The sequence below is a fragment of the Gimesia chilikensis genome (genome assembly GCF_007744075.1).
GTDB lineage: Bacteria > Planctomycetota > Planctomycetia > Planctomycetales > Planctomycetaceae > Gimesia > Gimesia chilikensis_A.
Genome location: NZ_CP036266.1, coordinates 878,513 through 901,713, shown reverse-complemented (window position 1 = coordinate 901,713; position 23,201 = coordinate 878,513). Strand labels below are relative to the sequence as shown.

The window sequence follows — 23,201 nt, the reverse complement described above, 5'->3', positions numbered from 1 at the left end:
CATGCAAACAGAAAATTTTGAGATCCAGTTGCATGAGCTTCTGTTTTCTGACGAGGGAAGATCACTTGAGTCAGATATTACTCTGTCTGTAAGAAAACATTGTACTCGATGGAGTAATCCAGGCATTTGTGCAAATCGGCTCGCACGTTTTCTTCTCGGTACTCTAGAGTCCTTTTCGTGGGACAAGCCATATAGGGAGTATGATCTCTCGACTAATGGCCAGCCTCTTACTGTCAACTGGAAATCGACTGAAGAGAACGGCGTGATCTTCTGCCTGTTGCAGACGGAAGCGGGGCTTCAACAACCGGTTCCTGTCCGGACAGGGCATATTCTAGAAGCACTTTCGAAGTTGCAAACAAAAATCCTGATTCACTGCTGCCATCATTTCTCCCAATCGATAACAGCTTTCTGGGCTCAATCACTGGGTATGAAATCCAACGAATATGCGAAGTTCAAAACAGGAGAATATGTCAGAACGGTTCTCGGCGAGAACGTTAACACGGAACGAACAGGCTGGGTCTGGTCCAGTTGGCACCACCACGAACGGAACTGCACGGTTTACCAATTACTGATAAATCAATCGGTGTCTCGGAAATGGTATTTTGAGGATGATTTAGAGCGAAGCTAGAAATCTTCTTCCCAGTGACTTTGACACAGCAGCTCTCTCGGGAATTGAAGAAGGTTGTTGATTGCACAGGAAGACGAGTTTTCAGACAGCCAGAAACTCCGATGTCTTCTGAAATGCTGCTTGCTTAATTCGGACGACTACCCCTGTCGCGGATGATCATGTCGATCGATTCTGACAATTCCGGTTCGCCCCAGCTTTCTGTGTCGAGATCCGGAAATTCGCTTAGTATTCGATGGCGCAATACCTGACGTCGCTGCATACACAATTCCTCGTAGGGATCTTCCTCATCAGCATCTTCTTCGTCATCCCAATCCGGCCTGGGAACCAGTAGTGCTGCGTTGATTCTGCCATATTCCAGAATTTGCTCTGCATCATGCGGGTCCAGTTCCGGTCTTGTGGTCCATTTGAAAATATTGAGGTTCATATCTCTCACAAAGAAAGCTACGTCACCATATTCTCCACCATCCCAGGCCCAGACCGGCATCGGACGGGGATGAACCTGCGAAATCAGCTGGATCACCGCAGCGGCATCAAAATGCTGCCAGAGATGTGAGGAAAGATAAAACAACTGCGCGATGGTACCCCGGGCAGAATTCAGACAGTTAAAAGCGAGAAACTCAAGCGGATCAACTTGTTGTGTGCGGTTCTCAACCAGTTCAGCGAGTTCCAGACTGGATGAAGTCCAGAAGGACTGATTAATCAGCTCTCTGATTTCTTGTGAGATTTCTGGAATATCCATTAAAAGTTCTTTCAGCCGGATGTTGAATCAGAATCAGGTGGGGAGGCAGAGGCTTCTAATCCGGCAATGAACGGGATTGTGTTGGTTTCCCAGTCGGGATTGTGAGCCATAAATCCCTGCAGTTGAGGTAAATATCGAAAGTCCAGGAAATCAACACACTCGGCCAGTTCCTGATCTGGTACTTCGCGCATGATGAGTTTCGAGAACAGCTCGCCCAACATTTGCTGATACGTGGAACCGAGCACATCGTAATCGTCGGGGCCATCTTCCAGGTAGTTGCGGATAAATATTCCCGTGACAGACAGATAGCCCACGATCGATTCGCCATTGGTCTGCCAGAGAATGACGAGTTCATCCGGCGAGGGAATTCCTTCAGGGTGCATCAGGAAAGCTTCAAAGAAAGAAGAGGGATCCTGTAAGGTGTAACGCAATTGTGCCGGCACGTCTCCGTCCCAGATTCTCAGTAAATTTTGTGGCAGTCCTGCCGCCTTGATTGCGTCAGCCAGTTGCCGTTTATTTTGAATCATGTGATTTCCAGGTTTTCCCTCAGTCAGGCTCTGTAAACAGACTCCTCGAAATTTCTAATGCTTCATTCTGTTCTATCATACCACCCCGTGATCCGGTCAATTCCGGTTCTGGAGGTAAGTCGCATTAAAAGAATCCAGCACGTGTGTCAGATCATCGTCCAGGTGTGCGAGGGCCTGCGTGGCGATTGTTGCGGGAACGCCGTGGTACAGGGCTTCCGCGATGGCACCGGCGATTGAGGCCAGCGTGTCACAGTCTCCGCCGAGAGAGACGGCGAGGCGGACCGCGTTTTCGAAGTCGGTTGATTCCAGGGCAGCGAGGATCGCCTGGGGGACGGAGCCCTGGCAGGACGAATCGAAGGTGTAGGTCCAGCGGATGCGTTCGATGGTGTCGTCCAGATGGTAGTTGAACCGCCCGGAGATAAAGTGCGCGATCTCCTGTTTTGTCGAACCGGTGCGTGCGAGGAAGATACTGGCGGCCACGGCCTGGGCTCCCTTGATGCCCTCGGGATGATTGTGTGTGACGGCTGCCGTCTCTCGGGCATAGTGCAGCACTTCGTCCAGTGAAGAGTACGCCCAGGCGACCGGGCTGACGCGCATCGCGGAACCGTTGCCGAAGCTGTTGTAGGGCAATTCATCCTCGCCGAAGGCCCATTCCAGATAGGCTTTCCCGTAGCCGGCACGGGGATAGGTCTGCGTGTAAGACTTGAGCGTTTTCACGAGGTTGCCGCCGTTGAGCAGATAATCTGCGACCGCGACCGTCAGCACGGTATCGTCCGTAAAGCGGGCCTTCCGTGCGAACAGCGGTTCAAAGTCAGTATGCCGCTCGAGCATCCACTGTTTCCGTCCTTCGTAAACGGAACCGATGATGTCACCCGCGATCGCACCCAGCATGTTTTCTCCGATGATAAGATTAGTATCTCTGACTGTAACCGTAATCTTAGAAGCTAGCAGCAACGGGCATTTCAATCCTGCACCGTCCGTGGCTATTTCATAATGAGATAGATACCCACGCCGATCACAAACAGCCCGCACAGAATGCGGATCCAGCCCATTTGGACGGCTGAGGTGCCTTCGTAGTCGGTCTTGATTCCCAGCATCTTGCCGCCGATTGTTTTTTTGCCCTGAGCTGTCCGATTGACAATATTATGGCGGCCCATCAGGATTAAAACGGTCCCCACCACAAATGGAACGATCGCGTGAATGGCAACACTCTCGGTTTTCTCTTCCTGGGCCAGGATCAACAGGGACAGTAACTCATGCATCATGGGAATTCCTCATGCTGGTGCGATAGTCATGCGAGCGGACAGAGGCGCACTTCCCTCAAAGCGCAACGTGAGCCCCGTCATTGATCATTACTGTGCCTGCGATTCCATGAGACTCGAAATCAGTGCGGAGGGCAACTGTGACAACAAAAGAACCAGAGAATTCAAATCTTTTATTGAAAGCGCTTTCTTCCCCCCTTTTATTCTTCAGCGGAAACTTTCAATGGCGGGCGGTAGATCCGGAAGGCTTTGACGGGGAGTTTGCCTGGGGTCTGTGGGTTGAGGGTCAGGCTGTGGTCGCCGTTTTTCATGCCTTGGGCGAGGACCGTGGGATATTCTTTGGATGAGTCTGTGACCGCCGGGGATTGCCAGACGTCTACGAAGAGCGGTCTGGTTTCCCAGGTGACTTTGTAGTCTTTCGGCAGACTCTGTTTGCGATACCGCAGGGACCAGTTGACCATCCACATCCGGGGTTCGATCACCACGCGACCGGAGTGGGAAACGAAACGCTGTTTGTGATCGCCGGTGCCGTCGGGGCCCGTTTTGGAACCGCTGATTTCATACCGCAGCACATCCTTTTCCAGATCGCATTCGAGGATGCGGGCGGTCCAGGTTTCCACCTGCAGCGGACTCTGATGATCGATGCGATTGAAGGCCGGGCGTCCTGCGACGGGCGTGGGGCTGGGACGCGTGTGATAGTAGAGCTCCGGGAATTGGGAGGGGGATTTCCCGTCCAGGAGCACGTCGGCTTTGGCTGCGTCTCCAGAAGCTGCGATCACGTCGATGCGGTTGCCCTTGAAGTTCAGCGTCAGGGAGCCGTCGTCTTTGTGCTGAACCCGCGGGTCATTCACGGGGACATCGGTAACGAGGTCTTTCCATTTGTCATCGGGGAAGCTGGGATCATAGCGCAGATGCGGTTTGACCAGTTCGGCGATGAGGAAGTTCCCTAATTTGTTTGGGTGCACCGTGTCGCGGAGGGTGTCTTTCACGACAAGGTTATTTTCTTTCAGATAACGTTGCATACCGGTGCGGACGTCGGCCACTTCACAATTGAGTTCGCGGCCCAGGCGAAAGTAGAGATCGGAAATCGCCTGATCCTGCGCGTCTTTGGCCAGCACGTCGGGGTGTTGCGGGTCGCCGTCCGGCGGGACGGTACTCGGCCAGCGGAGGTTACTGGTCCAGAGCAGGACCTCGGCGGTGGTCCGCTCACGGATGCGGCGGATGATATTTTCCTGGTGGCCGGTTTCCGCCCCGGACCAGACGTGAAAGATTACCAGATCCGGGTAGAAGGGGTAGAGATCAAATTCGGCGGTGTTGATCAGGACCGGTCCGCCATAGCCGCCGATGGCACGATTTTCGATTTCGAGGTCGGCGTGCGGAAACCGTTGGCGGAGGTCATTCGCCACGTCTTCCCACCACGGATTGCGGGTAACGGACTGGCCGTAGAACAGGATGCGGACCCGATTGCGTTTTTCCGGCGTGCTGGTGGCCAGCAGCGTCATGGTCCGCTGAATGTTCGCACCGCAGGTCGCCGGATCGCCGGCGGGTTTCACCGGAGCGAAGTTCGGGGCTTTCTGTGCGAAGAGGTTTGAACTGCAGGCGACCAGGGTCAGAGACAGAATCAACGTGGACCGTAACAGCTGCATCAGAATGTTCCTCAAGGCGCGTCGATTAACAGGGGCAGACAGAGACGCAAGAAGCAGGAAGTCGCCACATGGTCTCTGGCTGGGGAAATCACTGTGTCTGTGGTTCTATGAGAATCGAATTTGAGACTGGTGGCAACTGTGGGGAGGGAAATCGTGGGGGAATTAATGAACCAGGGCGGGTGGTGTGGTGACAGCGCGGGCCGGCGAATGAACGACGGCCCGCGCGTTTCAAAAGCGATCACGCGAAACCTAGTCGCTCGGATGACCGGAGTTGTGAATTGCCCGCTTCTGGGCTTGGATCTGCTCCATGACCTGGGTCAGGTTATAAGAAGGAGGTGCCTGCATCGGCGGAAACTCCTCAAATGTCTCCAGGTGACGCAGCGCAATCAGCTGGCCGATCGGGAGCATATTCCAGTCGTATTGGTACGCGGTCATCGGCGCGGCAATCGCACCGCCCATGTTCATGGCGGTCTTCACATCGGACCCGACTGCCTGCTCGAATGGATCACGCTTGATGTTCTGAACCTGGGTCCAGGCGTAATTAATCAGGGGATAGAGCCAGCCCTCCGCGCCGGGGCCCGCCATCGAATAGTACATCTTCCAGTTCTTGTAGCGCACTGCAGAGAGTGTCGCGCCGGAATAGTAGATGAAGTACTCCCGTGCCGACTTGTCGGTCTTGCCCGTGAGGTAGTCGATCTGGTTGATGCCATCGAGGTGGGTCTTGACGAAGCCGGGGTACTTGCCGGCCATAATCTGCCGCTTCAGGCCGTCCCCCTTCGGGCCCCCGGCAATCTCGGTCAACGTCGGCATCCAGTCGAACGACGCGAACATCTCCCTATAGATCGTACCCGGTTTGATGTGACCCGGCCAGCGAATAACGCAAGGAGCGCGGTAACCGCCTTCCCAGGCTTGACCCTTCTGGCCCTTGAACGGAGTGACGCCGCCGTCGGGGAACGTAATCGCTTCGGCGCCGTTGTCGGTGGTGAAAACGATGATCGTGTTGTCCAACTCGCCCATTTCTTCGAGCTTCTGGAACACGTAGCCAATGTTGTCGTCCATCTGCTTCATGCCGGCCTCGTTGACGCCCCAGTCCTTGCCGCCCTTCGTGCCCAGCATGGCTTCGTACTTGGGCGAGAGGACCGTCGTGATGTGCATCCGCGCCGGGTTGTACCAGCAAAAGAACGGTTTGTCGGTCTTGTCGGGATCGTTGCGGTCGAGCCAGTCGATGACTTTGGCGGAAATTTCCTCGTCGATCGTCTTGGAACGTTCCAGCGTCAAAGGACCGGCGCTGGTGACTTTTTGATTCGCTTGCGTACCGTCGATGGAACTGCATGAGAGAATCGGTCGCGGCGGGATCATACTGATTGTAGTCTTCATATCAACCGAGCCTGGGGGGTCCGTCAGCCCCGGGATCGGTGAGTTCTTGGCTGGAGGCGCGATGGCCTGCGTTTCCGGCGAGCTGTTAATGTCAGGGAAGCTTACCTGTTGCATCGCATCGAGGTGATACAAGTAACCCCAGTATTCCTGGAAGCCCTGCGCCGTTGGTAGTGACTCAGCGTGGTCGCCCAAGTGGTTCTTTCCGAACTGGCCCGTCGTGTAACCAAGGTTGAGCAAGGTTTTCGCCAGCGTCGGAGTGCCAGGACGCAACCAGGCAGGGCTGCCCGGAAGCTGTGGCACGGTCAGTCCACAGCGGACCGGATAAATCCCGGTAAAGAACGCACAGCGACCGGATGTGCAACTCTGCATGGCGTAATAATCCATGAACTGTCCGCCCTCTCGAGCGAGGCGATCAATGTTTGGCGTTTCACCAACCATCAGACCCCGGTGGTAACAACCTGGCTGCATAAAGCCGATGTCGTCCCCCATGATGAACAGAATGTTGGGCTTCTTGTCTTGTCCTTGTGCCATGCCGGTTATGGCGATGGCAGCAAAGACTGCCAAAACTCGTACGATTGATTTCATATTGTTTTTCCTGTGAAGTTAATAGAGGCTGGTTGGTTCAGCATATTAGTCCTTAAAACGCATAACGTCGATGTTCACCAGATCACGGCGAATAGCATTGATTTCAGGAAGCCGCGCGAGCCACGGTTCCATGATGAGAAGATCAGTCAGTGTCGAAACATGTTATAAGTGTTATCTTGCCCGCACCATTCTTTAGTACGGGGTTGTACTAGTCCTGGTCGATCACGATCAGAGACTGGCACGATCAGAGACTGGCACGATCAGAGACTGGCACGATCAGAGACTGGCACGATCAGAGACTGGAACCGGTCTGGTGCTGCTGGCTTGATGACCGTCACGGGGCTGGCCAAATCGTACACGCCAAATGAGTACAATATATCCCGATTGCCGTGGATGGTCGTCTGGTTCTTGACCGAGTACACTTCGCGAACATTCAAAAGCTTACCGACGCCGCCCGCCAAGGCGGCATAGTCCTTGAACTGCAGGTCGGTCTCAGCGCTAATGTAGTTCAGAACATTGACCGTTTCGCCACCTTTCAGGGCGGTCGGCATGAGGCAGATGAGCAGGACCATTGCGAATCGAGTCAAAGCAACAACAGACTCCTTAGAGAACTGGCTCGAGTACCGAAAGAAGAGAACCTCGTTATAATAACATGTCAGTGAAGAATAAAGTAGTCTCAGCGAGTCTGAACTCCGGCTTTTCGGCAAACGCTGTCGTGTTGCTGTGTTTTCCGGGACAGAAACTGCGGAAAATCCGTTATCCCGAGATTGAGCAGGGGAGCCCGACTCAATGATTAAAAATTTGTCTTAACAATTCTGCCTGAAACGTACATCAGACTGAACATGCAGAACTGCTGAACAATGTCAGATGATTGGGCCGTTACTTCGCCCGAGCGGACTCGTGCAATTGTATCTTTTCGGACATTTTAGTACGATTGCTCTAAATCTTCCCCGCGTAGCCTTATGGGACTGCGTACACAGTCATCTCCAAGAAAACGTTGAGAGTTTTCGGGGGCTTTCTTTTCTCACCAGTCTGTGAGCGAGATCATCGCCTGCTTCAGATCGCGCCCTCTCTTTTTCTCAACTGCAGATGAAGTTGTTCATGAGCAAAATTGCCAAACAATACACTGACTTTATCCTTTCCTGTCCTGGATTATCCCGGGCTCTGAAATTCCTACTGACAGGTTTCGCACTGCTGTTTCCTGCCCCGCTCGCGTGGGCGCAGGAGCCGACATCGGCAACACAAGAGAATCTAACAACTCCCGCAGCGCCCCTCGCCAATCCTCAGCAGGCTGCACCGATCAATCAGCCGATTCCGCTGGATCAAGTCTCGAATCGCGCTGAAACCATCGGTATCGAGCTGGATCTACTCCTGCCTCGCGAGAATTCCCGAAAGCTTCTCGAGCAGATCAGTTCTGAAACTGATCGTACGCTGAAAGAAATCAAGACTTATCTGGCAAAGACACCGAATACGCTCGTCGGTCAGCCGAATATCCGCGTCCTGCAAAGGTTTCAGTCCAAATTAAATGAAATGCTGAAGGACTTGCAGTCCCTCGCAGAGGATCTGGAAGACCAGCTCGAGGACTTGAGTGATTCACTCTCCCAGGTGGACCGAATCTCGGCAGTCTGGCAGGCGACGGACGACCTTGCAAAAACTCAAGAGGGCGCCGAAGTAACGACGATCACCCGTATCAAAGCTGTGCGTGCTGAGATTGCAGAAGCGAGATCGGTCATCGTCAAGCGGCGCAACGATGTATTGGCATTACGAGACAAACTGGTGAATCCGAGCGTCGCGCTCAGCGAAGGTGCCGATAAGTTGCAAAGTGAAGTGGATGCCAGGGTTGAGGGAATCTTCCAGGCTGACCACCCGCCGTTATGGAGCCCGCTCGTGCGAGAGTCAATCCGCAAGGAGTGGCGCACCCTTGGGCCACAGCAGTTGTTGCAGCGTTTTAATGAGAACAGGCAAGACACGCGGACGCTTGGGTTCCAGGTAATCTTGTTTGTGGCGCTCGGTCTGAGTCTGCGATGGCTCCGCAACCGCACCCGAGCAAGGATTGTCGATGCCCAACACCGACGACAGGCCCATGCCCAGTTGGTATTTGAGCACCCCTGGGCAATGTCGGTCTTAATAACGGCTACTCTGACGATCCCACTCCACGTAACATCTCCGCGTACTACAGGCCTCATCGCCGCCGCAATAATGGCGATAGCGGCAATACGAATTATTCTGCGTTTCATCCCCTCCGCCATGGCCCCGTTAGTCTGGGGATTCGCGATCCTGTTTACAATCGATCGGGGGCGCGACCTGCTGGACACAACGCCTACTCTGGAACGCCTCGTTTTCCTGGGCGAGTTGGTGGGTGGGCTCAGCTTGCTGGTCTGGTTACTGCGTCCCAGCCAGATCGCCAGGCTGCCAGAAGACTGGCGGAATCATCCCTTTGTCCGACTGATCCACATTGCGATGCGCGCGGGCGCTGGCCTCGTGATGTTAGCGATTCTGGCTGATCTGGCCGGCTGGAGTGACCTGGCGGTCCTGCTGGGAGGCATCGCTTTGCGGAGTGGCTATCTGGGCCTGCTGGTCTTCGTACTGCTCAAAGTGTTCTATGGCCTGGTAACTTTTGCGATTGTGATCCGGCCTCTGCGGTTCATCCGGGCGATCTCAAATCATCGAGAGTTCGTGGATCACACGCTTGAACGAATATTGAGCGTGCTGGCTGTGTGCCTGTGGGCCGCAGTTGTGTGTGGGCAAGTCGGCCTGCTGGCACCTTTAACAGATCTCTTCAAGCTGATACTCAACGCCAGTATTACCACGGGTGCGCTCTCAGTCTCTGTGGCCGATGTACTGGTATTTGTCCTGACCATCTGGTTCTCATTCCTGCTTGCCCGGTTTGTACAAGTCATTCTGCAGGAAGACGTGTTCACGCGGGTCCGGATGGCACGCGGTTTACCGAACGCGATCTCGAACCTCGCGCGATACACGGTGATCTTTATCGGCTTCATGTTCGGCCTGTCGGCGGCTGGTGTCGAAATCACGAAGCTGGCCGTCATTGCAGGCGGGCTGGGCGTGGGCATCGGATTCGGCCTGCAGAACGTCGTTAATAATTTCGTATCAGGTCTGATCCTGTTGTTTGAGCGGCCGATCGACGTCGGGGATACGATCGATTTGACCGACACTTCGGGAATCATGAAACGCATCGGTATCCGCGCCAGTATCATCCGCACGTTTGACGGAGCCGAAGTCATTGTCCCCAACGGGATGCTCATTTCTGACAGAGTGATCAACTGGACGCTCTCGGACCGGCGACGACGCATTACCATGTCGGTGGGTGTCGAATACGGAACACCTGCCCAACGCGTCATCGATTTATTAGTCGAAGTGGCGCAGGCCAATCCGAAAGTACTGTCCGATCCTGCGCCACATGCCTTCTTCGATAACTTCGGCGACAGCTCCCTCGACTTCAAGCTCCGGGCCTGGATCAATGTTTCCGACGGTAGTTTTTCAAATACCCACCTCGCCATGCGCAGCGAGCTTGCGGTGGCCATCCAGCAGGCACTGGAAGACGCAAAGATTGGTGTGCCCTTCCCGCAACGTGATTTGCATCTGATCAACGTCCCCTCGAACCTCGTTTTGGAACCGGATGAAGCAAAGCCGAAGTCAGATCCGGAAACAGAGCAGTAACACGGATCTGGCTCAGACAGAGCCTGAGAATCTGATTCCACTTACCAGCTTTTCTCGCTACGTGGCAGTGCCGTCCTGGTAAATGGGTGAAGTTTCTGGTGTGGCTGCCATTTACCGGCGGCTGATGGGCAGAGGCGGACTGGTAGATGACTGCAAACCATCTCAGTCGTACTCATCGCCGGAATAGACAATCTCGATTCCGCTGGGTCGACCTGCCTGATCAAAGTCCTAACAGAGACGGGGACCATCGTCGTCTGCGATCAGACTGTGAATATCAATCGAATTTGCAATGGCGATCTCACCGGGATCCCGCTGTTCGGGAAAGTCCGGCAATTTCAGACAGGCGGCACCTGGATACTGTTGCAGGTGGAACTTTTTGTTGGTCATGCTGATTGCCTTTTTCGCTGACGACACGCGAAGCTGGTTTCCGAAAAGGAGCCTGTCATATCATGCGGTGCTGGTGGCCAGCAGTGTCATGGTTCGCTGAATGTTCGCCCCGAAGGTGGCCGGATCGCCGGCGGGTTTCACCGGGGAAATTTTTGCGGCTTGTTGTGCAGACAGGTCAGAACTGCAGGCGACCAGGGCCAGAGACAGAATCAACGTGGACCGTAACAGTTGCATCAGATTGTTCCTCAAGGCGCGTCGATTAACAGGGGTGCAGAGACGCACGGAGCAGGAAGTCGCCACGTGGTCTCTGGCTGGGGGAATTACTGTGTCTGTGGTTCTATGAGAATCGAATTTGGTGTTGGGGGCAACTGTGGGGTTGAAAAACAGTGGGAACCAGAATGCTTTGGTGGGATAATTAAATCGAGCTTCAGGAGGAGAGAAAGAAGTGAGCATCAGTGAGTAAAGAACCAGGCACGAATTTTATCCTCGTAACGTCGATTGAAAACAGATAGAAACACTGATAAATTAGACAGAATGAACTTTTGAACAACATCTGTCAGTCTAAATATACAATAAGGGAAACATGAAATACCTGCCCGTCGTACTCTGCCTGTTATTCGTGGGATGTGAACAAAAACCAAAAACCCCAGAGGAAATTGCTTTTGATGCTGCCAATAAGAAAATTGCTTCATCCAGAGGTGGAATCGCCTACGGAGCAACTAAAGAGGAAAAAGAATTAGCTCAAACATTTTCGACCAGCATGAAATCACTGCAAAAAGAGTTTTTCACGGGCGGGAAAGAGGATCGTATCATATCTTTAACAAAAGAAGAATTCCTGACTTATTGCAAGATCAACGATGACTCTATTTTATTCCTGGTCCATGTACCTCAGTTAAAGGGGTATAAAGGTGAAGTCAGAGATGCTCTGAATCAATTATCCTGGTATGTCGCAAACGAGGTCACTAAAGACATTAAGCCAGACGACACAGAGTTAGAATTGGCTGTCGGTCTGAGAGGCGCCATTTTTTATGGAGGCTCCTCAGTAGGACTGAGAGGGGAAGAAGCAGAATATGAGAACGCACGCAGTATTAGTGATAAACAGTTTTTCAAGTACTTAAAGTCGTTAAAGACTGACGAACCGATCAATTAAATCCTTCATTTTCCGAAGGTAATAACTGCGATCGTTTCCAGGAAAGCTTCGACAGTGAGTCTGTTTGTAATTCTATCTCTCGAAGGTTAACCGGCACCATGTGGTTTGACACAGAAACACCATTTTATGGTCAGGACGGTCCTGACTACGACCTTGTCTGCCCGTCATGCGGAGGTCGTTGCGTCGGGAAAACGTACTCGCGCGGTGTGCGTGGCACCTACCTTAACCCGTACATCGGGTATTGTGTCAAACGCATCCTGTGCTCCCAATGTGGCGTTGTGGGTGAACTCAAATCGGGCGCATCACTTGAGCATCGGTTCTGGTACCGAATCCGCATTGGTGAGCACGTGCTGTGGGCCGAGAATGAAAGCCGGCTGCGACGGATCCAGGATGTCCTGACAGGCAACACAGACCGAAACCAGGCGGCGCTGTATGCACTCCCTCAATGGCTGATCAAAGGCTCAAACCGCTCTAAGGCGATTACTCAGATTGAGAAAATGCTCGCAGATCAATCGCTGCCCGGGTCGGTAAACAGTTAGACGGACGAGAGGAATCATAGTCCGGAACCCGTTGTCAATTCCGCGTGGCAGAGCCGTTCTGGGAAATGGCTGGTGCTCTTTTTTTACCGGCGGGTAGAGCCTGACACATCACGCGGTGCTGGTGGCCAGCAGTGTCATGGTCCGCTGAATGTTCGCACCGCAGGTGGCCGGATCGCCGGCGGGTTTCACCGGGGCGAACTTTGCGGTTTGCTGTGCGAAGAGGTTTGAACTGCAGGCGACCAGGGCCAGACAGGATCAACGTGGACCGTAACAGCTGTATCAGGAGGTTCCTCTAGGCGCATCGATTAACAGGGGGGCAGACAGAGGCGCACGGAGCAGGAAGTCGCCACGTGGTTTCTGACTGGGGGGAATTACTGTGCCTGTGATTCTATGAGAATCGAATTTGGTGTTGGGGGCAACTGTGTGGTGGGAAATCGTGGGGGAATTAATGAACCAGGGTGGCTGGTAAGATATTTGAATCGGGTTTGTGGAGTGGATAAAGATCTGAGGATCAATAAATAATGTAACTGACAACTTTTATGTACATGCGGAGAATAAATCTTTTCAGAGCAATCTGCCATTTGACTAAATGTACGGCCGACGATAATAATGACTAAATGAACACACACCAGTCGCCACTCTTTGATCTACTAGTATCAACTCCACCACGCGAGATAGACGGGGCTCGAGCAAGCAACCGTTTTGCATTCCAGCACTCATGGGGAATATGCTTGATGTTGCGGGTTCATCAGGAATCGAAAGATGATTACTGCATATTATTTGAAGTGCATGATGATGTGGTTTTATTGAATCACTCCACTAATCCAACAGAAGCATACTTCTACCAAGTAAAAACAAAGACCCCAGGAAAAAAGAGCTCAGGAACATGGAGTTTGACCAACTTGCTTAGTCGCAAAACAGATGCGAAGGAGCAAAAGTTATCATCTATTTTAGGAAAACTTTACGCACAATATTTAAGGTTTGAGTCATACGCAAAAAAAATGGTGTTTGTATCTGATGCTGCTTTCAAAATAGAGCTGAAATCTGAAATAACGAGTACTGATTTGGAATTGATTTCTCTTAAAGAATTGGATGATAGTTCATTATTAAAAATAAAAGATATTCTTATGGATGAACACCAATTGAAATCGGAACCCGAAGGGCTCGAACTATTTCAATTAGAAAGAACTCCTCTTAGTGTGCCTGATCACCAAAGACACACTGAAGGAATTATATCTGAATTTCTTGAAAAAGAGACAGATGGTTCAATTCTGCCACGGCCTTTCCATCAAGCATTAAGATCTGAAGTTCAAATAAGAAACAATCGTGAGTCTATTGCTGCTTCACCTCAAGATATGATTCGGCACAGAGGAATTTCTAGGGCAGATTTAAAGGGAATGATTAATAGCGCACAATCTATAATTAAACAAAATGACTTATATGACACAATACGAAGTCAGCTTGAAGCAGAAAAGATGAATTTCTTTGAAAGAAATTCTTTGATGCAGTCTGTAAGAGAATTCTTTCGGGAACGTCTTGATCAGACAAACCTTCTAATCGTAGATGCTTCCCAAAAAGCAGTGCAACTAATACAGCAAATGGACAACCAGATATTCGATGGTGATACCCCTCTAGATTCCGCAATCTTATATCTTGCCACTCTAGATGAAAAAGAATTTGATTTCATTCGTACTAATTACTCTCAAGATTTCCTTAACGCTATGTTTTTGGTGCTAATTTATGAGCAGAAACCTTCGAAGACTGATTCGGAACATGAGGAAAAAAGTTCATGAAAAAGTTACTATTTCACGAACTCTTACTTCTGTCCGAGACGGAGAGGAGCGCGAGGAGCGTCAAGTTTTTCGAAGACGTGACCGTGATAAAAGCGGAGAATGATTATGGCAAATCGTGCCTCCTCAAATCTCTATACATGGCTTTTGGAGCTACTCCTTACAATGTCCACCCTAGTTGGAAAGAACTAGATGTAACCTTGCTCCTGTTTTTCAGCGTGGATGACTCAAGATACAGTATTCTAAAAGCAGGAGATCAATATAGTTTATTTGATTCTGAAGACAATCATATCCATTCATTTGCTAATGTTACTCGAGAGCTTGGACCTGCATTAGCCGATTTATTTGATTTTCATCTTCAGTTGATAAATTCAAGCAACAATGAAACCCAACAGGCTACTCCGGCATTTCTTTTCCTTCCCTACTACATTGATCAAGATCGAGGATGGATTGAAAACTGGTCATCCTTTGAATCTCTTAGACAATTCAAAAAAAGCAGAGCTGAGATTGCAGCTTATCACTCAGGGTTAAAACCGAATGAATGGTATCTTGCCAAGGCTGAAAAGCAACAATATGAAGACACTCGAAAGGGATTGAGAGATGAGCGTGCAGTCCTCACTCGGGTATTGGATAAATTAGAAATTTTGATGAAAGAGGCTCAATTTGATTTCGACATTGAAAACTACCAAAAGGAAATCAAATTATTATTAAGCGAATGTAATCGTCTAAAACAAAAAGAGGAGAATATTCGTGACGAGCTTCGGCAAATTGAAAGTCAACGAGCTTTAATTCGACGTCAAATTGAGGTTACTGAAGCAGCTGCGGGTGAATTAAATTTAGATTTTAAATTTTTAGCTGAAAATTTTGATGATGAAGTAGAATGCCCACTTTGTGGTGCTGAGTACCACAACTCGTTCGGAGAACGCTTTGGGATTGCTGCTGACGAGGATGGTCTTAGATCCCTTTTGATAGATTTGAGAGACGAACTTACTAAGTGGGACTCAAAACTAGATAACACCATATTATCTAAAGACAAAGTCTCCGATAAAATCATGAATATCTCTGAAATACTTGAGATCAAACAAGGTGAAGTACGATTGAAGGATATTCTTCAGAGTGAGGGTAAGAAAGAAGTCAGAAAGGTTTTAAGAGAAGAAAAAGACGAGTTGAACCTAAAAATTGGTGAGGCAGATGAAAAAATAGAAGATGCTGAATTGGAAATGAAAAAATTTACAAACCGTAAAAGAATGAAGGAAATCAGAGAGTTTTATTGTGATCGCATGAAGCATTTTCTTCAACTTTTAAATGTTACAGCTCTAAAGGAAAAAGATTTCAAAAAAATCGATTCAAAGATCAAAGAAACTGGCAGTGATCTCCCACGTGCATTATTGGCTTATTATTTTGCTATCCTTAAGACCATTGAAAAATATTCCTCTGCGGCCTTTTGTCCAATTATTCTTGATTCCCCCAAACAACAAGATCAAGACCCTGATAATTGGAAGATAATGCTGGAATTCATTCGCGATCACCGACCTCCATCCAGTCAACTGATTATTGGATTAGTTGATGACTCTGACATAGACCTTGGGGGAGGCATAATCACTCTCTCAGACCATCGGCAATTACTTCAAAAGGATTCTTATGATCAAATTGCCAAGCGTATCCGACCATTTATTGATGCCAGTTTCACAAATTGAAAGGTTTAGTTTTCGAAGTAAAGAGGTCCGCTTTTGATTAAGGTTTCCTGGCTTGTATTGACTCTAATTGACTTTTGGAGCCACTACTTTGACTAGCTCCAGAATTAGTACCCATACTTTGGCTAAGAGGAATACCATTTTCATTTCTTGGAAGTGAAAAATCACGGTAAATCAACGAGTCTTCATCTACAATCAGCGATGTGACTTCTGCCATCTCTTTATTCGCCCTAAGTTCATCATTTCTATCATCAACACTAAATTCCTCTCCACGTGAAAATACTCGATGGACAAAGTGAAGAACTCCCCCTGGGAGAAGCACTTTATCGGCTAAATTATACGCCGCATTTTCCATATATAGACGGTAATTTCTTGCCCCGTTTGTTGAATGCAATCTCTTTACATATGTTCCTATGCACCAACATGTAACTGCATTAAATAGATTAGCTGTCATTAGCCAGTGAAGTAGAACATCGTCATTGAGAATATCTCCTTCTATAATAAGTACCTCACCAGGTAATGGTTGTGCTATAGAACCTACAGGTGAATAAGAAACCTTCGTTATACCTTCTTTCAACGATACTTCCCCACGTAAGACGGTATTTACCTTTATGTTACTTTTGATACAGTTCTGCCTTGCCTGTTCGATACAATATGGATTTTCTTCGATCGAAATTACCGAATGACCACGTTCAGCAAGTTCAATAATTCCACTCCCATCACCACATCCAATATCGAGCACATTTTTCTGACTTTCGATAAAGCTAGCCATCCAAGAATAACTATCTTGATTCACCAAATTTGGTGCATTTTCTGCCCCCCACCGATTTGAATAATCACGACGTTCCTCATTAAATCTTTCGATCTCCTCTCTTGGGTTAGACATAATTGTTTACCTGCTAGATAAATCTGATTTAAAAATAATTCAAAGTCTCAGAAGGAAAATGATCAGGGGCTAATATATCAATCTATTTCGCTGGCAATAATCGATCCATCATGTTACCAGTTTTCCTATCCTTGTGTCAGAGCAGTTGCACGCCTACGTGCTGTGGTTCATCTTGTCATACTCAGTGCTCCGTCTTCCGTTCCAGCAACAAACCCTGATACCCGGCGGGGATCAGGAGTTGGCTGTTCCAGAAGCGGCAGGCGCCGGGGTGTCCCTTAAGATCATATTCGCGGATCGGTTTGGGGTGCTGGATGTCGGTGATGTCATAGAGTTCTACACGTTGATCGGGGCGGCGGGAGAGGGCCAGTTGTTTGCCGTCGGTGGTCGGGCGGCCGCGGAGACGATGGCCGGGGACTGTGATGGCGGGGAGTTGGCTGACTTCGCGCTGGTCGCCGGGGTTTAACAGTTGCAGCTTGCCGTGTTTGATGAGCAGCAGTTTGTCATCCAGTAGACAGACGCCGTCGGTAAAGCTGTAGCGCCGCTCGTCGGGTGTGTTGCCCTGGTAAACGGGTTTCTCGCCGGTGACGTCGTACCAGGCCGGTCCGCTGCGGTGCCAGTAGGCGACCAGGTATCGGCCTCCCAGCAGTTCGGGGACCAGCTGATCGCCGTAGAACAGGCCGACCTGGGAATCTTTCAAGACCACTTTAGGGTGCGCGGGATCCTGGACGTCGGCGATCTCCACGGCGGAGCTGCCCCAGTGGTATAAGGCGAACCGACCGGGGGCGGGACAGGCGACCTGTTTCACATTGCGGTTCTTCAACTGGAGGCGACCGATTTCGGTCAGTTTCCATTCGGGGCCGATGTCGTAGATGGCGAGACCGGCGTCGTTCTCGGCGGCGTAGAGTCGCGAACCGGAGACGGCCAAGTGCATGACCTCGCCTTTCCCTTTGGTCACGCTGACCGGCTCCAGGGTTTTGCCGAGCTGCACCGCATGAATTCCGGCACTGCCGCAGGCGGCCCAGGCGATGTCGCCCACGACGGTGGCAGAGCGGACCTGACCGCCGGGCTGGTAGCTGAGGAAACGGGGATCGCCGGTTTTGCCTTGAGCGGGTTTCAGTTCGGGTGCCCGGTCCTGTTCGGGAACGTCCGGAGTGGCGAGGCCGGGCGCGGGGACGACGTAGAGTCCGGTGAAGATGCCGGCGGCGTAGATCACTCCCTTGCCGAGGGCGATGCCGCCGACGGGGTCGGGGGTGTGGTCACTCTTTGATTTGGGTGGCAGGACAGCGTGGGCGACGATTCGCGGTTGCTTCATATCGTGAATGTTGACGACGAAGAGTCCGTTCCAGGTGTCGGCGACGACACAGTGATCGCCGGCGACGCGGGCGGTCCACATGTCGTTCGAGATGTGATAGGAGGCCGGGAACTTGACGCGGGAGACGAACGTCGGCTTTTCGGGATCGGTGACATTGAAGATTTCGAGTCCGTGCCCTTTGCCGTCATCGCGGCTCCCCCGTGAATGGTGTCCGGTGGCGGCGAAGCAATAGTTGCCGCGGAGGCAGCCGCCGTCACCAAAACCGTCGAGGGGGGCTTCGCTGATGATCGTGGGCTGGCGCGGGTTGCGGACGTCGGCGATGACGAGTTTCCGGGGCGCCCAGTCGCCGATATAGAGGATGCCGTCGCGGGACCAGCAGGACTGGGCTTCGCCCGTTTTCAGCATGCTGACATGTTGCGGGGCGCGGGGGTTGGAGACGTCGATGATCTCGACGCCGTACTGTCGCGTGGCGACGAAGGCCAGGGAGCCGGAGACACTGATGCCGGTGGCCATTTCGACGGTGTCGTAGTGGCTCAGCAGTTGTGGTTTGTTCGCAGCGGAGATATCGACGAGCCAGAGTCCATCCTGGCGGGCGGTGATATAGGCGATGTTGTCTTTGATAAAGAGCTGGCGGGTGTTGCCCAGGCCGGAGAGTTCGCCGAGCGGGACCGGTTTTTCGGGTTGGGTGATGTCGAGCACGTGGAACTTGCCGCGACCGGTGGCATAGAGCCGGTTGCCGACCACGGCGACGGCCTGGCAGGCGTCGATGCCGTTGACCTTCCGGGGAGTTAATGCGGGGCCGTAGGTTTCTGTTGGTGCAGCGGGGAGGGAGTTGGGGGCGGTGATGACCAGGAGGCAGATGAGGAGTGCGAGGCGTGTGGGCATGAGTGTGTGCTCTGCGGGAGGGTTTTCAAAGTGACTGGTCACAGGAATCAACTTTCGATTATGTTTCGCTGTGCAGGGTTTGTCAATTTGGCTGGAGGTGGGGACTTTCAAGGGAGCGTTCGGATGAGTGCCCTGTCAGTTTCCTGTTCGCTGCGCTCACCCCGAATTGCATTCGGGGCTACCCTTGATTGATGTGAGAGAGCTGGATCTGATCGGATTGCTGTTTCTGTTATGCGAACCACCATCCGATCTGATTCGAACGCATATCCTGGTCCCCTACCTGAATCAGGTATTCCGTTCCGTGCTGTAATTCATATTCATACCAGGGAAACACCAATTTGTTCCCATCGATAAATGCCACCAGATCGAAACACAATTGTTCGTCTGATTGTAATTCATTAATCACCGGATCGGCACGTTTATATTTTCCCCAAAAGAATTGCCAGCTCTCGATCCGTTTCCCGTTGAGATCGGAAATGATTGGATCGATCCTGTCAACTCGAAACGGACCATATGGAAAGTTTAACTTTTGTGCCCGGTCACTTTGGTTCACAAAACAGATCCGCAATACCGAAAGTTGCGTCGATGCGAGGATTTCTTTTTTCTCCATCATGGAAATCTCTCGCCCCGACCGGAGCTGCTTTTGACCAGACTGAAAATTTCCGAAACGAAAGTCATACCTGGCAAAAAAGGAATCATTGGGGAAATAATCTCGAAGCTGATCTCCCCCGAGCATTTCGATTTTGAGCTTAATTTCCTCATACATCGCTGTATTTCCTGCTTTCAACTGTGGGAGCGATAACCTGCCAGGCATCCGCTTTTGATCACGGAAGTGATTCTCCTGGTTCGACATATGGTTCTTTGAATTTAAGTGCCTGTTCATTGATCAGCTTACCAGTTTTCATCTCTGTGGGGCAGAGGCGATCGGGTAGAATGGCTGGTTTTGTGATCGGGGGTGTTTTCCCTGGCGGGCGGACACATGGGTCCGCGCTACATGGTTCTGTGAGCACTGTGGGGATGGGGCTTTTCAGGGCGTTTGGGAGTTTGCTCTGTCGGTTTCCTGTTCGCTGCGCTCACCCCGAATTGCATTCGGGGCTACCCGGTACTTTTTCCTTCACTGAGTTATCCTTCCACTTTTTCCAGGTAATGTATGGCTTCAGCTTTTCAGGCAACAGGTAACGGATTAGTGACAATAAACTGATACAGGTTAGAGCAGCAATGATGCTGACGAGCGCGGGGAAACCAAGGGCCATCCCCTGTGTCCATCCTTTTGCAGGGTTAAGGGGAGTGAATTCTGGCAGGAGTATTTCTTCATTGGCGGTATATCTCGCCTGGTTCACTGCCGCGAACAGGATCGTGAAGAAGAAACCCAGGATTAAGAAGATCGCAGTAAACTCAACGATTGAAAGGTTGAATAATGGTCTCTGTTTTTGATCCTTGCCCCGAAATAACCGGACAAGCAGAGACCATGCTGTTTCTACCAATATGCCAAAAACCAGAACCAGGATTACAAAGAGAAATATGACTCCCAGTGCCCATAGGTAAATCACGGTGCTACCTCACTCAGTTGTTTTTAATATTCAGTCAATCGAATCAACACGTTTGGGATCATCATTAAAGTATCCTGCTCATTGATCAGCTTACCAGTTTTCATCTCTGTGGGGCAGAGGCGATCGGGTAGAATGGCTGGTTTTGTGGTGGGAGTGTTTTCCCTGGCGGGCGGACACATGGGGCCGCCCCTACATGGTTCTGTGAGCACTGAGGGGGGGGGTGGGACTTTTCAGGACGTTTGGGAGTTTGCTCTGACGGTTTCCTGTTCGCTGTGCTCACCCCGAATTGCATTCGGGGCTACCCTTGATTGCTGGTGAAGATTAGAACGGTTCATAAAAGTGACTTAGTTTTGTGAGTGCGTTGTCCAGGGCGAGTTGTTCGCTGTCGAAGAATTCTGCTTCCGTCTCTACCAGTTCTTCGACCGAGCGGATCATCTCGGTGGCAGTCGTGTTGGCCGAGAGGACATGCAGATCGCAATAAAAGGATCGTTCGACTGTGGCAAAGTATTGTGAAGTCCCCTGCTCTTTCCAGATTTCGATGCGGAACCGGTATTCCTGATCGAGGTTATTGATGGGGTGCATGCGGGGGGTGCTTATCGTTTGTATGAGGATGTTTAAGTTCATCTTTGTTTTCCTGGGTTGGTGGTGTTTTTACCGGCGGGCGGACACATGGGTCCGCCCCTACATGGTTGAAAGTACCAGGCGTTTTGAATGTGAGGCGGTTGCTGATGAAGGAGATCATCGTGAATGGCGGGGGGAGGTCAAGGGGTTTCTGCTTCGATTTTGCTGTGAGTGGTGGTGAGTTTGCAGTGAGTGGGTGGCGAGTCTGGTTGAAAGTGCTGCGAAATGATTTGAAATCATACGGGACAGCGGGAACCGGTTCATTTTGTTCTGGTGAAAAACGGGAAAAATCGACGGCGATTCAGGTGGATCTGAGTCACTTAAGCGTCGTGTTCCAGTGCACGCATCGTCCGCCTCGCGCGCGAAGCACAATTGCAATAAAATATTCAACGGGGAGAGGGGATCAAGGTCAGTTTGAGCACTTAGAGGTGGGGGAGGTTCAGTGGTTTGATGTGGGAATGGTGGATTCGATCGTCACTGTCGGGCGAGCCGACAGATGGCACCCGGTGGTGGTTGGGGTGGGTGGTTGGCAGGGGCGTTTGGGTGTTTGCTCTGACAGTTTCCTGTTCGCTGCGCTCACCCCGAATTGCATTCGGGGCTACCCGTTTGATGTGAGCGGAATGGCGCTAGCCACCGGTAATTGGGATCCGCGCTGGAGAACTTTACCGGCGGCTAGCGCCTTGCCGCTCAGGGTTGGTGGGCGGTTGCTGAGCACAGTTGGGCAAGCCAACTGTGGCACCCGGTGTTCGGTGATAGTCAGGAGGTTTTTAATGATTCCATGCGCGCGAAAACAGGGAGCACGACTGACGCACTCCCTGTTTTGCTTGAGCAGATCTAACCGAAGCTCTGTTCTGGTATCAGTCTCCGAAGGCGCCGTCGAAGGCGATGTCGGAGGGGGCGAAGTCGACGTTCTTGGTGAACTGGCAGGCTTCGCGGGCGCCCATTTCGCGGTTCATGCCCATGTCTTCCCATTCGATGGAGAGGGGGCCGGCGTAACCGATGTCGTTGAGGGCGCGGATGATTTCTTCAAAGCGGACGCCACCGCGGCCGACGCTGCGGAAGTCCCAGCCGCGACGCTGATCGCCGAACGGGAGGTGACTGGTCAGGATGCCGGTGCGACCGTTGAGGGTAACCGAGGCGTCTTTCATGTGAGCGTGATAGATGCGATCGGGGAAGTAGCGGATGAACTCAACCGGATCGACGCCCTGCCAGATGAGGTGGCTGGGGTCGAAGTTGAAGCCGAACTCTTCGCGGTTGTCGAGCGCCTTGAGGGTGGCTTCAGCGGAGTAGATGTCGAAGGCGATTTCCGTGGGATGGACTTCGAGGGCGAACTTGATGCCGCATTCCTGGAAGACGTCGAGAATCGGGTTCCAGCGGTCCGCGAGGAGCTGGTAACCGGCGTCGATCATTTCCCGTGGTGTGGGCGGAAAGTCGTAGAGCAGATGCCAGATGCTGGAACCGGTGAAGCCGTTGACCACGCTGACGCCGAGCTTCTGAGCGGCGCGGGCGGTGTTCTTCATTTCCTCGATGGCGCGTTCGTTGACGCCGGCGGGATCGCCGTCACCCCAGACGTATTCGGGGAGGATGGCCTGGTGCCTTTGATCGATGTTATCGAGGACGGCCTGTCCGACGAGGTGGTTGGAGATGGAGAAGAGCTGCAGGTCGTATTTTTCAAGCAGTTCCCGTTTGCGGTTGCAGTATGTGTCGTCGGAGAGCGCTTTGTCGACTTCGAAATGGTCTCCCCAGCAGGCCAGTTCCAGGCCGTCATAGCCGAAATCCTGGGCTTTCTTACACATCTCTTCCAGCGGGAGGTCGGCCCATTGTCCGGTGAATAGCGTTACAGGGCGTGCCATAAGAAGATCCTTTCAAAATGTCACATCTGGGAATGGATTAATCGCTCTTCACACTAGACCAGCGGGGTCAGAAAGTCAAACGAACACGCACT

General features: G+C 51.5%; 21 protein-coding genes. 6 read left to right on the top strand and 15 right to left on the bottom strand.

The genetic code is table 11. From position 1 onward, the window contains the following. Position 1: 1 nt before the first annotated feature. Positions 2–628, top strand: coding sequence for a hypothetical protein (locus HG66A1_RS03505; protein ID WP_145180875.1), 627 nt, complete (start codon positions 2–4; stop codon positions 626–628). A gap of 124 nt (positions 629–752) precedes the next feature. Here HG66A1_RS03505 and HG66A1_RS03500 read toward each other — a convergent pair whose 3' ends face one another. The 7 genes from HG66A1_RS03500 to HG66A1_RS03470 form a co-directional block, all read right to left on the bottom strand. Beyond that, on the bottom strand, positions 753–1,367 hold the full coding sequence (locus HG66A1_RS03500; protein ID WP_145180874.1) for a hypothetical protein: 615 nt from the start codon (positions 1,365–1,367) through the stop codon (positions 753–755). Between the two features lie 11 nt (positions 1,368–1,378). Continuing rightward, positions 1,379–1,894 carry a hypothetical protein gene (locus HG66A1_RS03495; RefSeq protein WP_145180873.1) on the bottom strand — a complete coding sequence of 172 codons (516 nt, stop codon included), beginning with the start codon at positions 1,892–1,894 and terminating at the stop codon, positions 1,379–1,381. Between the two features lie 96 nt (positions 1,895–1,990). Then, positions 1,991–2,785 (bottom strand): ADP-ribosylglycohydrolase family protein, encoded by a 795-nt coding sequence (locus tag HG66A1_RS03490; RefSeq protein WP_145180872.1) that lies wholly within the window; start codon positions 2,783–2,785, stop codon positions 1,991–1,993. Positions 2,786–2,877: 92 nt separating this feature from the next. Next, on the bottom strand, positions 2,878–3,159 hold the full coding sequence (locus tag HG66A1_RS03485) for a hypothetical protein (protein WP_145180871.1): 282 nt from the start codon (positions 3,157–3,159) through the stop codon (positions 2,878–2,880). A 197-nt stretch (positions 3,160–3,356) separates the two neighbouring features. Beyond that, a complete protein-coding gene (locus tag HG66A1_RS03480) occupies positions 3,357–4,802 on the bottom strand; it encodes an SGNH/GDSL hydrolase family protein (protein WP_145180870.1) in 1,446 nt (481 codons plus the stop codon). 249 nt (positions 4,803–5,051) lie between these two features. Beyond that, the gene (locus HG66A1_RS03475) at positions 5,052–6,764 is read right to left on the bottom strand and encodes an arylsulfatase (protein ID WP_145180869.1); all 1,713 of its coding nucleotides are present in this window, start codon (positions 6,762–6,764) and stop codon (positions 5,052–5,054) included. A 260-nt stretch (positions 6,765–7,024) separates the two neighbouring features. Next, positions 7,025–7,351, bottom strand: coding sequence for a DUF1254 domain-containing protein (locus tag HG66A1_RS03470; protein ID WP_145180868.1), 327 nt, complete (start codon positions 7,349–7,351; stop codon positions 7,025–7,027). A 514-nt stretch (positions 7,352–7,865) separates the two neighbouring features. On the opposite strand from HG66A1_RS03470, the gene HG66A1_RS03465 reads away from it, so the two are divergent. Then, positions 7,866–10,442: a mechanosensitive ion channel domain-containing protein gene (locus HG66A1_RS03465; protein WP_197996966.1), complete on the top strand. Its 2,577-nt coding sequence runs from the start codon at positions 7,866–7,868 to the stop codon at positions 10,440–10,442. Positions 10,443–10,670: 228 nt separating this feature from the next. Here the strand turns inward: HG66A1_RS03465 and HG66A1_RS31835 are convergent, their stop codons facing one another. Together HG66A1_RS31835 and HG66A1_RS31830 are read right to left on the bottom strand one after the other, a co-directional pair. Continuing rightward, entirely contained in the window at positions 10,671–10,829 is a 159-nt protein-coding gene (locus HG66A1_RS31835; protein WP_197996965.1) for a hypothetical protein, read from the bottom strand. Positions 10,830–10,889: 60 nt separating this feature from the next. After that, on the bottom strand, positions 10,890–11,063 hold the full coding sequence (locus tag HG66A1_RS31830; protein ID WP_197996964.1) for a hypothetical protein: 174 nt from the start codon (positions 11,061–11,063) through the stop codon (positions 10,890–10,892). Positions 11,064–11,412: 349 nt separating this feature from the next. Between HG66A1_RS31830 and HG66A1_RS03460 the strand changes: the two genes are divergently transcribed. The 4 genes from HG66A1_RS03460 to HG66A1_RS03445 all read left to right on the top strand — a co-directional run bounded on the left by HG66A1_RS03460 (position 11,413) and on the right by HG66A1_RS03445 (position 16,005). Next, entirely contained in the window at positions 11,413–11,979 is a 567-nt protein-coding gene (locus tag HG66A1_RS03460; protein ID WP_145180866.1) for a hypothetical protein, read from the top strand. 98 nt (positions 11,980–12,077) lie between these two features. Next, entirely contained in the window at positions 12,078–12,518 is a 441-nt protein-coding gene (locus tag HG66A1_RS03455; protein ID WP_145180865.1) for a hypothetical protein, read from the top strand. Between the two features lie 617 nt (positions 12,519–13,135). After that, positions 13,136–14,311 (top strand): dsDNA nuclease domain-containing protein, encoded by a 1,176-nt coding sequence (locus HG66A1_RS03450; protein WP_145180864.1) that lies wholly within the window; start codon positions 13,136–13,138, stop codon positions 14,309–14,311. Continuing rightward, positions 14,308–16,005 (top strand): hypothetical protein, encoded by a 1,698-nt coding sequence (locus tag HG66A1_RS03445; RefSeq protein ID WP_145180863.1) that lies wholly within the window; start codon positions 14,308–14,310, stop codon positions 16,003–16,005. The genes HG66A1_RS03450 and HG66A1_RS03445 overlap by 4 nt, the downstream gene beginning before the upstream one ends. A 37-nt stretch (positions 16,006–16,042) precedes the next feature. Here HG66A1_RS03445 and HG66A1_RS03440 read toward each other — a convergent pair whose 3' ends face one another. The 6 genes from HG66A1_RS03440 to HG66A1_RS03415 all read right to left on the bottom strand — a co-directional run bounded on the left by HG66A1_RS03440 (position 16,043) and on the right by HG66A1_RS03415 (position 23,109). Next, the gene (locus tag HG66A1_RS03440; protein WP_145180862.1) at positions 16,043–16,888 is read right to left on the bottom strand and encodes a class I SAM-dependent methyltransferase; all 846 of its coding nucleotides are present in this window, start codon (positions 16,886–16,888) and stop codon (positions 16,043–16,045) included. Between the two features lie 181 nt (positions 16,889–17,069). After that, positions 17,070–19,085 (bottom strand): LVIVD repeat-containing protein, encoded by a 2,016-nt coding sequence (locus HG66A1_RS03435; protein WP_145180861.1) that lies wholly within the window; start codon positions 19,083–19,085, stop codon positions 17,070–17,072. A 229-nt stretch (positions 19,086–19,314) separates the two neighbouring features. Beyond that, entirely contained in the window at positions 19,315–19,851 is a 537-nt protein-coding gene (locus HG66A1_RS31825; protein ID WP_197996963.1) for a hypothetical protein, read from the bottom strand. Between the two features lie 307 nt (positions 19,852–20,158). Further along, positions 20,159–20,635: a hypothetical protein gene (locus HG66A1_RS03425; protein WP_145180859.1), complete on the bottom strand. Its 477-nt coding sequence runs from the start codon at positions 20,633–20,635 to the stop codon at positions 20,159–20,161. Between the two features lie 321 nt (positions 20,636–20,956). After that, positions 20,957–21,259 carry a hypothetical protein gene (locus HG66A1_RS03420; RefSeq protein WP_145180858.1) on the bottom strand — a complete coding sequence of 101 codons (303 nt, stop codon included), beginning with the start codon at positions 21,257–21,259 and terminating at the stop codon, positions 20,957–20,959. 854 nt (positions 21,260–22,113) lie between these two features. Continuing rightward, entirely contained in the window at positions 22,114–23,109 is a 996-nt protein-coding gene (locus HG66A1_RS03415; RefSeq protein WP_145180857.1) for a sugar phosphate isomerase/epimerase family protein, read from the bottom strand. Between the last annotated feature and the right edge of the window lie 92 nt (positions 23,110–23,201).

Coding starts and splice junctions, on each gene's coding strand:
- HG66A1_RS03495 (WP_145180873.1), bottom strand. CDS start 1,894: ATGATTCAAAATAAACGGCAACTGGCTGACGCAATCAAGGCGGCAGGA.
- HG66A1_RS31830 (WP_197996964.1), bottom strand. CDS start 11,063: ATGCAACTGTTACGGTCCACGTTGATTCTGTCTCTGGCCCTGGTCGCC.
- HG66A1_RS03505 (WP_145180875.1), top strand. CDS start 2: ATGCAAACAGAAAATTTTGAGATCCAGTTGCATGAGCTTCTGTTTTCT.
- HG66A1_RS03450 (WP_145180864.1), top strand. CDS start 13,136: ATGAACACACACCAGTCGCCACTCTTTGATCTACTAGTATCAACTCCA.
- HG66A1_RS03455 (WP_145180865.1), top strand. CDS start 12,078: ATGTGGTTTGACACAGAAACACCATTTTATGGTCAGGACGGTCCTGAC.
- HG66A1_RS03490 (WP_145180872.1), bottom strand. CDS start 2,785: ATGCTGGGTGCGATCGCGGGTGACATCATCGGTTCCGTTTACGAAGGA.
- HG66A1_RS03415 (WP_145180857.1), bottom strand. CDS start 23,109: ATGGCACGCCCTGTAACGCTATTCACCGGACAATGGGCCGACCTCCCG.
- HG66A1_RS03435 (WP_145180861.1), bottom strand. CDS start 19,085: ATGCCCACACGCCTCGCACTCCTCATCTGCCTCCTGGTCATCACCGCC.
- HG66A1_RS03460 (WP_145180866.1), top strand. CDS start 11,413: ATGAAATACCTGCCCGTCGTACTCTGCCTGTTATTCGTGGGATGTGAA.
- HG66A1_RS03440 (WP_145180862.1), bottom strand. CDS start 16,888: ATGTCTAACCCAAGAGAGGAGATCGAAAGATTTAATGAGGAACGTCGT.
- HG66A1_RS03500 (WP_145180874.1), bottom strand. CDS start 1,367: ATGGATATTCCAGAAATCTCACAAGAAATCAGAGAGCTGATTAATCAG.
- HG66A1_RS31825 (WP_197996963.1), bottom strand. CDS start 19,851: ATGTATGAGGAAATTAAGCTCAAAATCGAAATGCTCGGGGGAGATCAG.
- HG66A1_RS31835 (WP_197996965.1), bottom strand. CDS start 10,829: ATGACCAACAAAAAGTTCCACCTGCAACAGTATCCAGGTGCCGCCTGT.
- HG66A1_RS03445 (WP_145180863.1), top strand. CDS start 14,308: ATGAAAAAGTTACTATTTCACGAACTCTTACTTCTGTCCGAGACGGAG.
- HG66A1_RS03420 (WP_145180858.1), bottom strand. CDS start 21,259: ATGAACTTAAACATCCTCATACAAACGATAAGCACCCCCCGCATGCAC.
- HG66A1_RS03475 (WP_145180869.1), bottom strand. CDS start 6,764: ATGAAATCAATCGTACGAGTTTTGGCAGTCTTTGCTGCCATCGCCATA.
- HG66A1_RS03485 (WP_145180871.1), bottom strand. CDS start 3,159: ATGATGCATGAGTTACTGTCCCTGTTGATCCTGGCCCAGGAAGAGAAA.
- HG66A1_RS03465 (WP_197996966.1), top strand. CDS start 7,866: ATGAGCAAAATTGCCAAACAATACACTGACTTTATCCTTTCCTGTCCT.
- HG66A1_RS03480 (WP_145180870.1), bottom strand. CDS start 4,802: ATGCAGCTGTTACGGTCCACGTTGATTCTGTCTCTGACCCTGGTCGCC.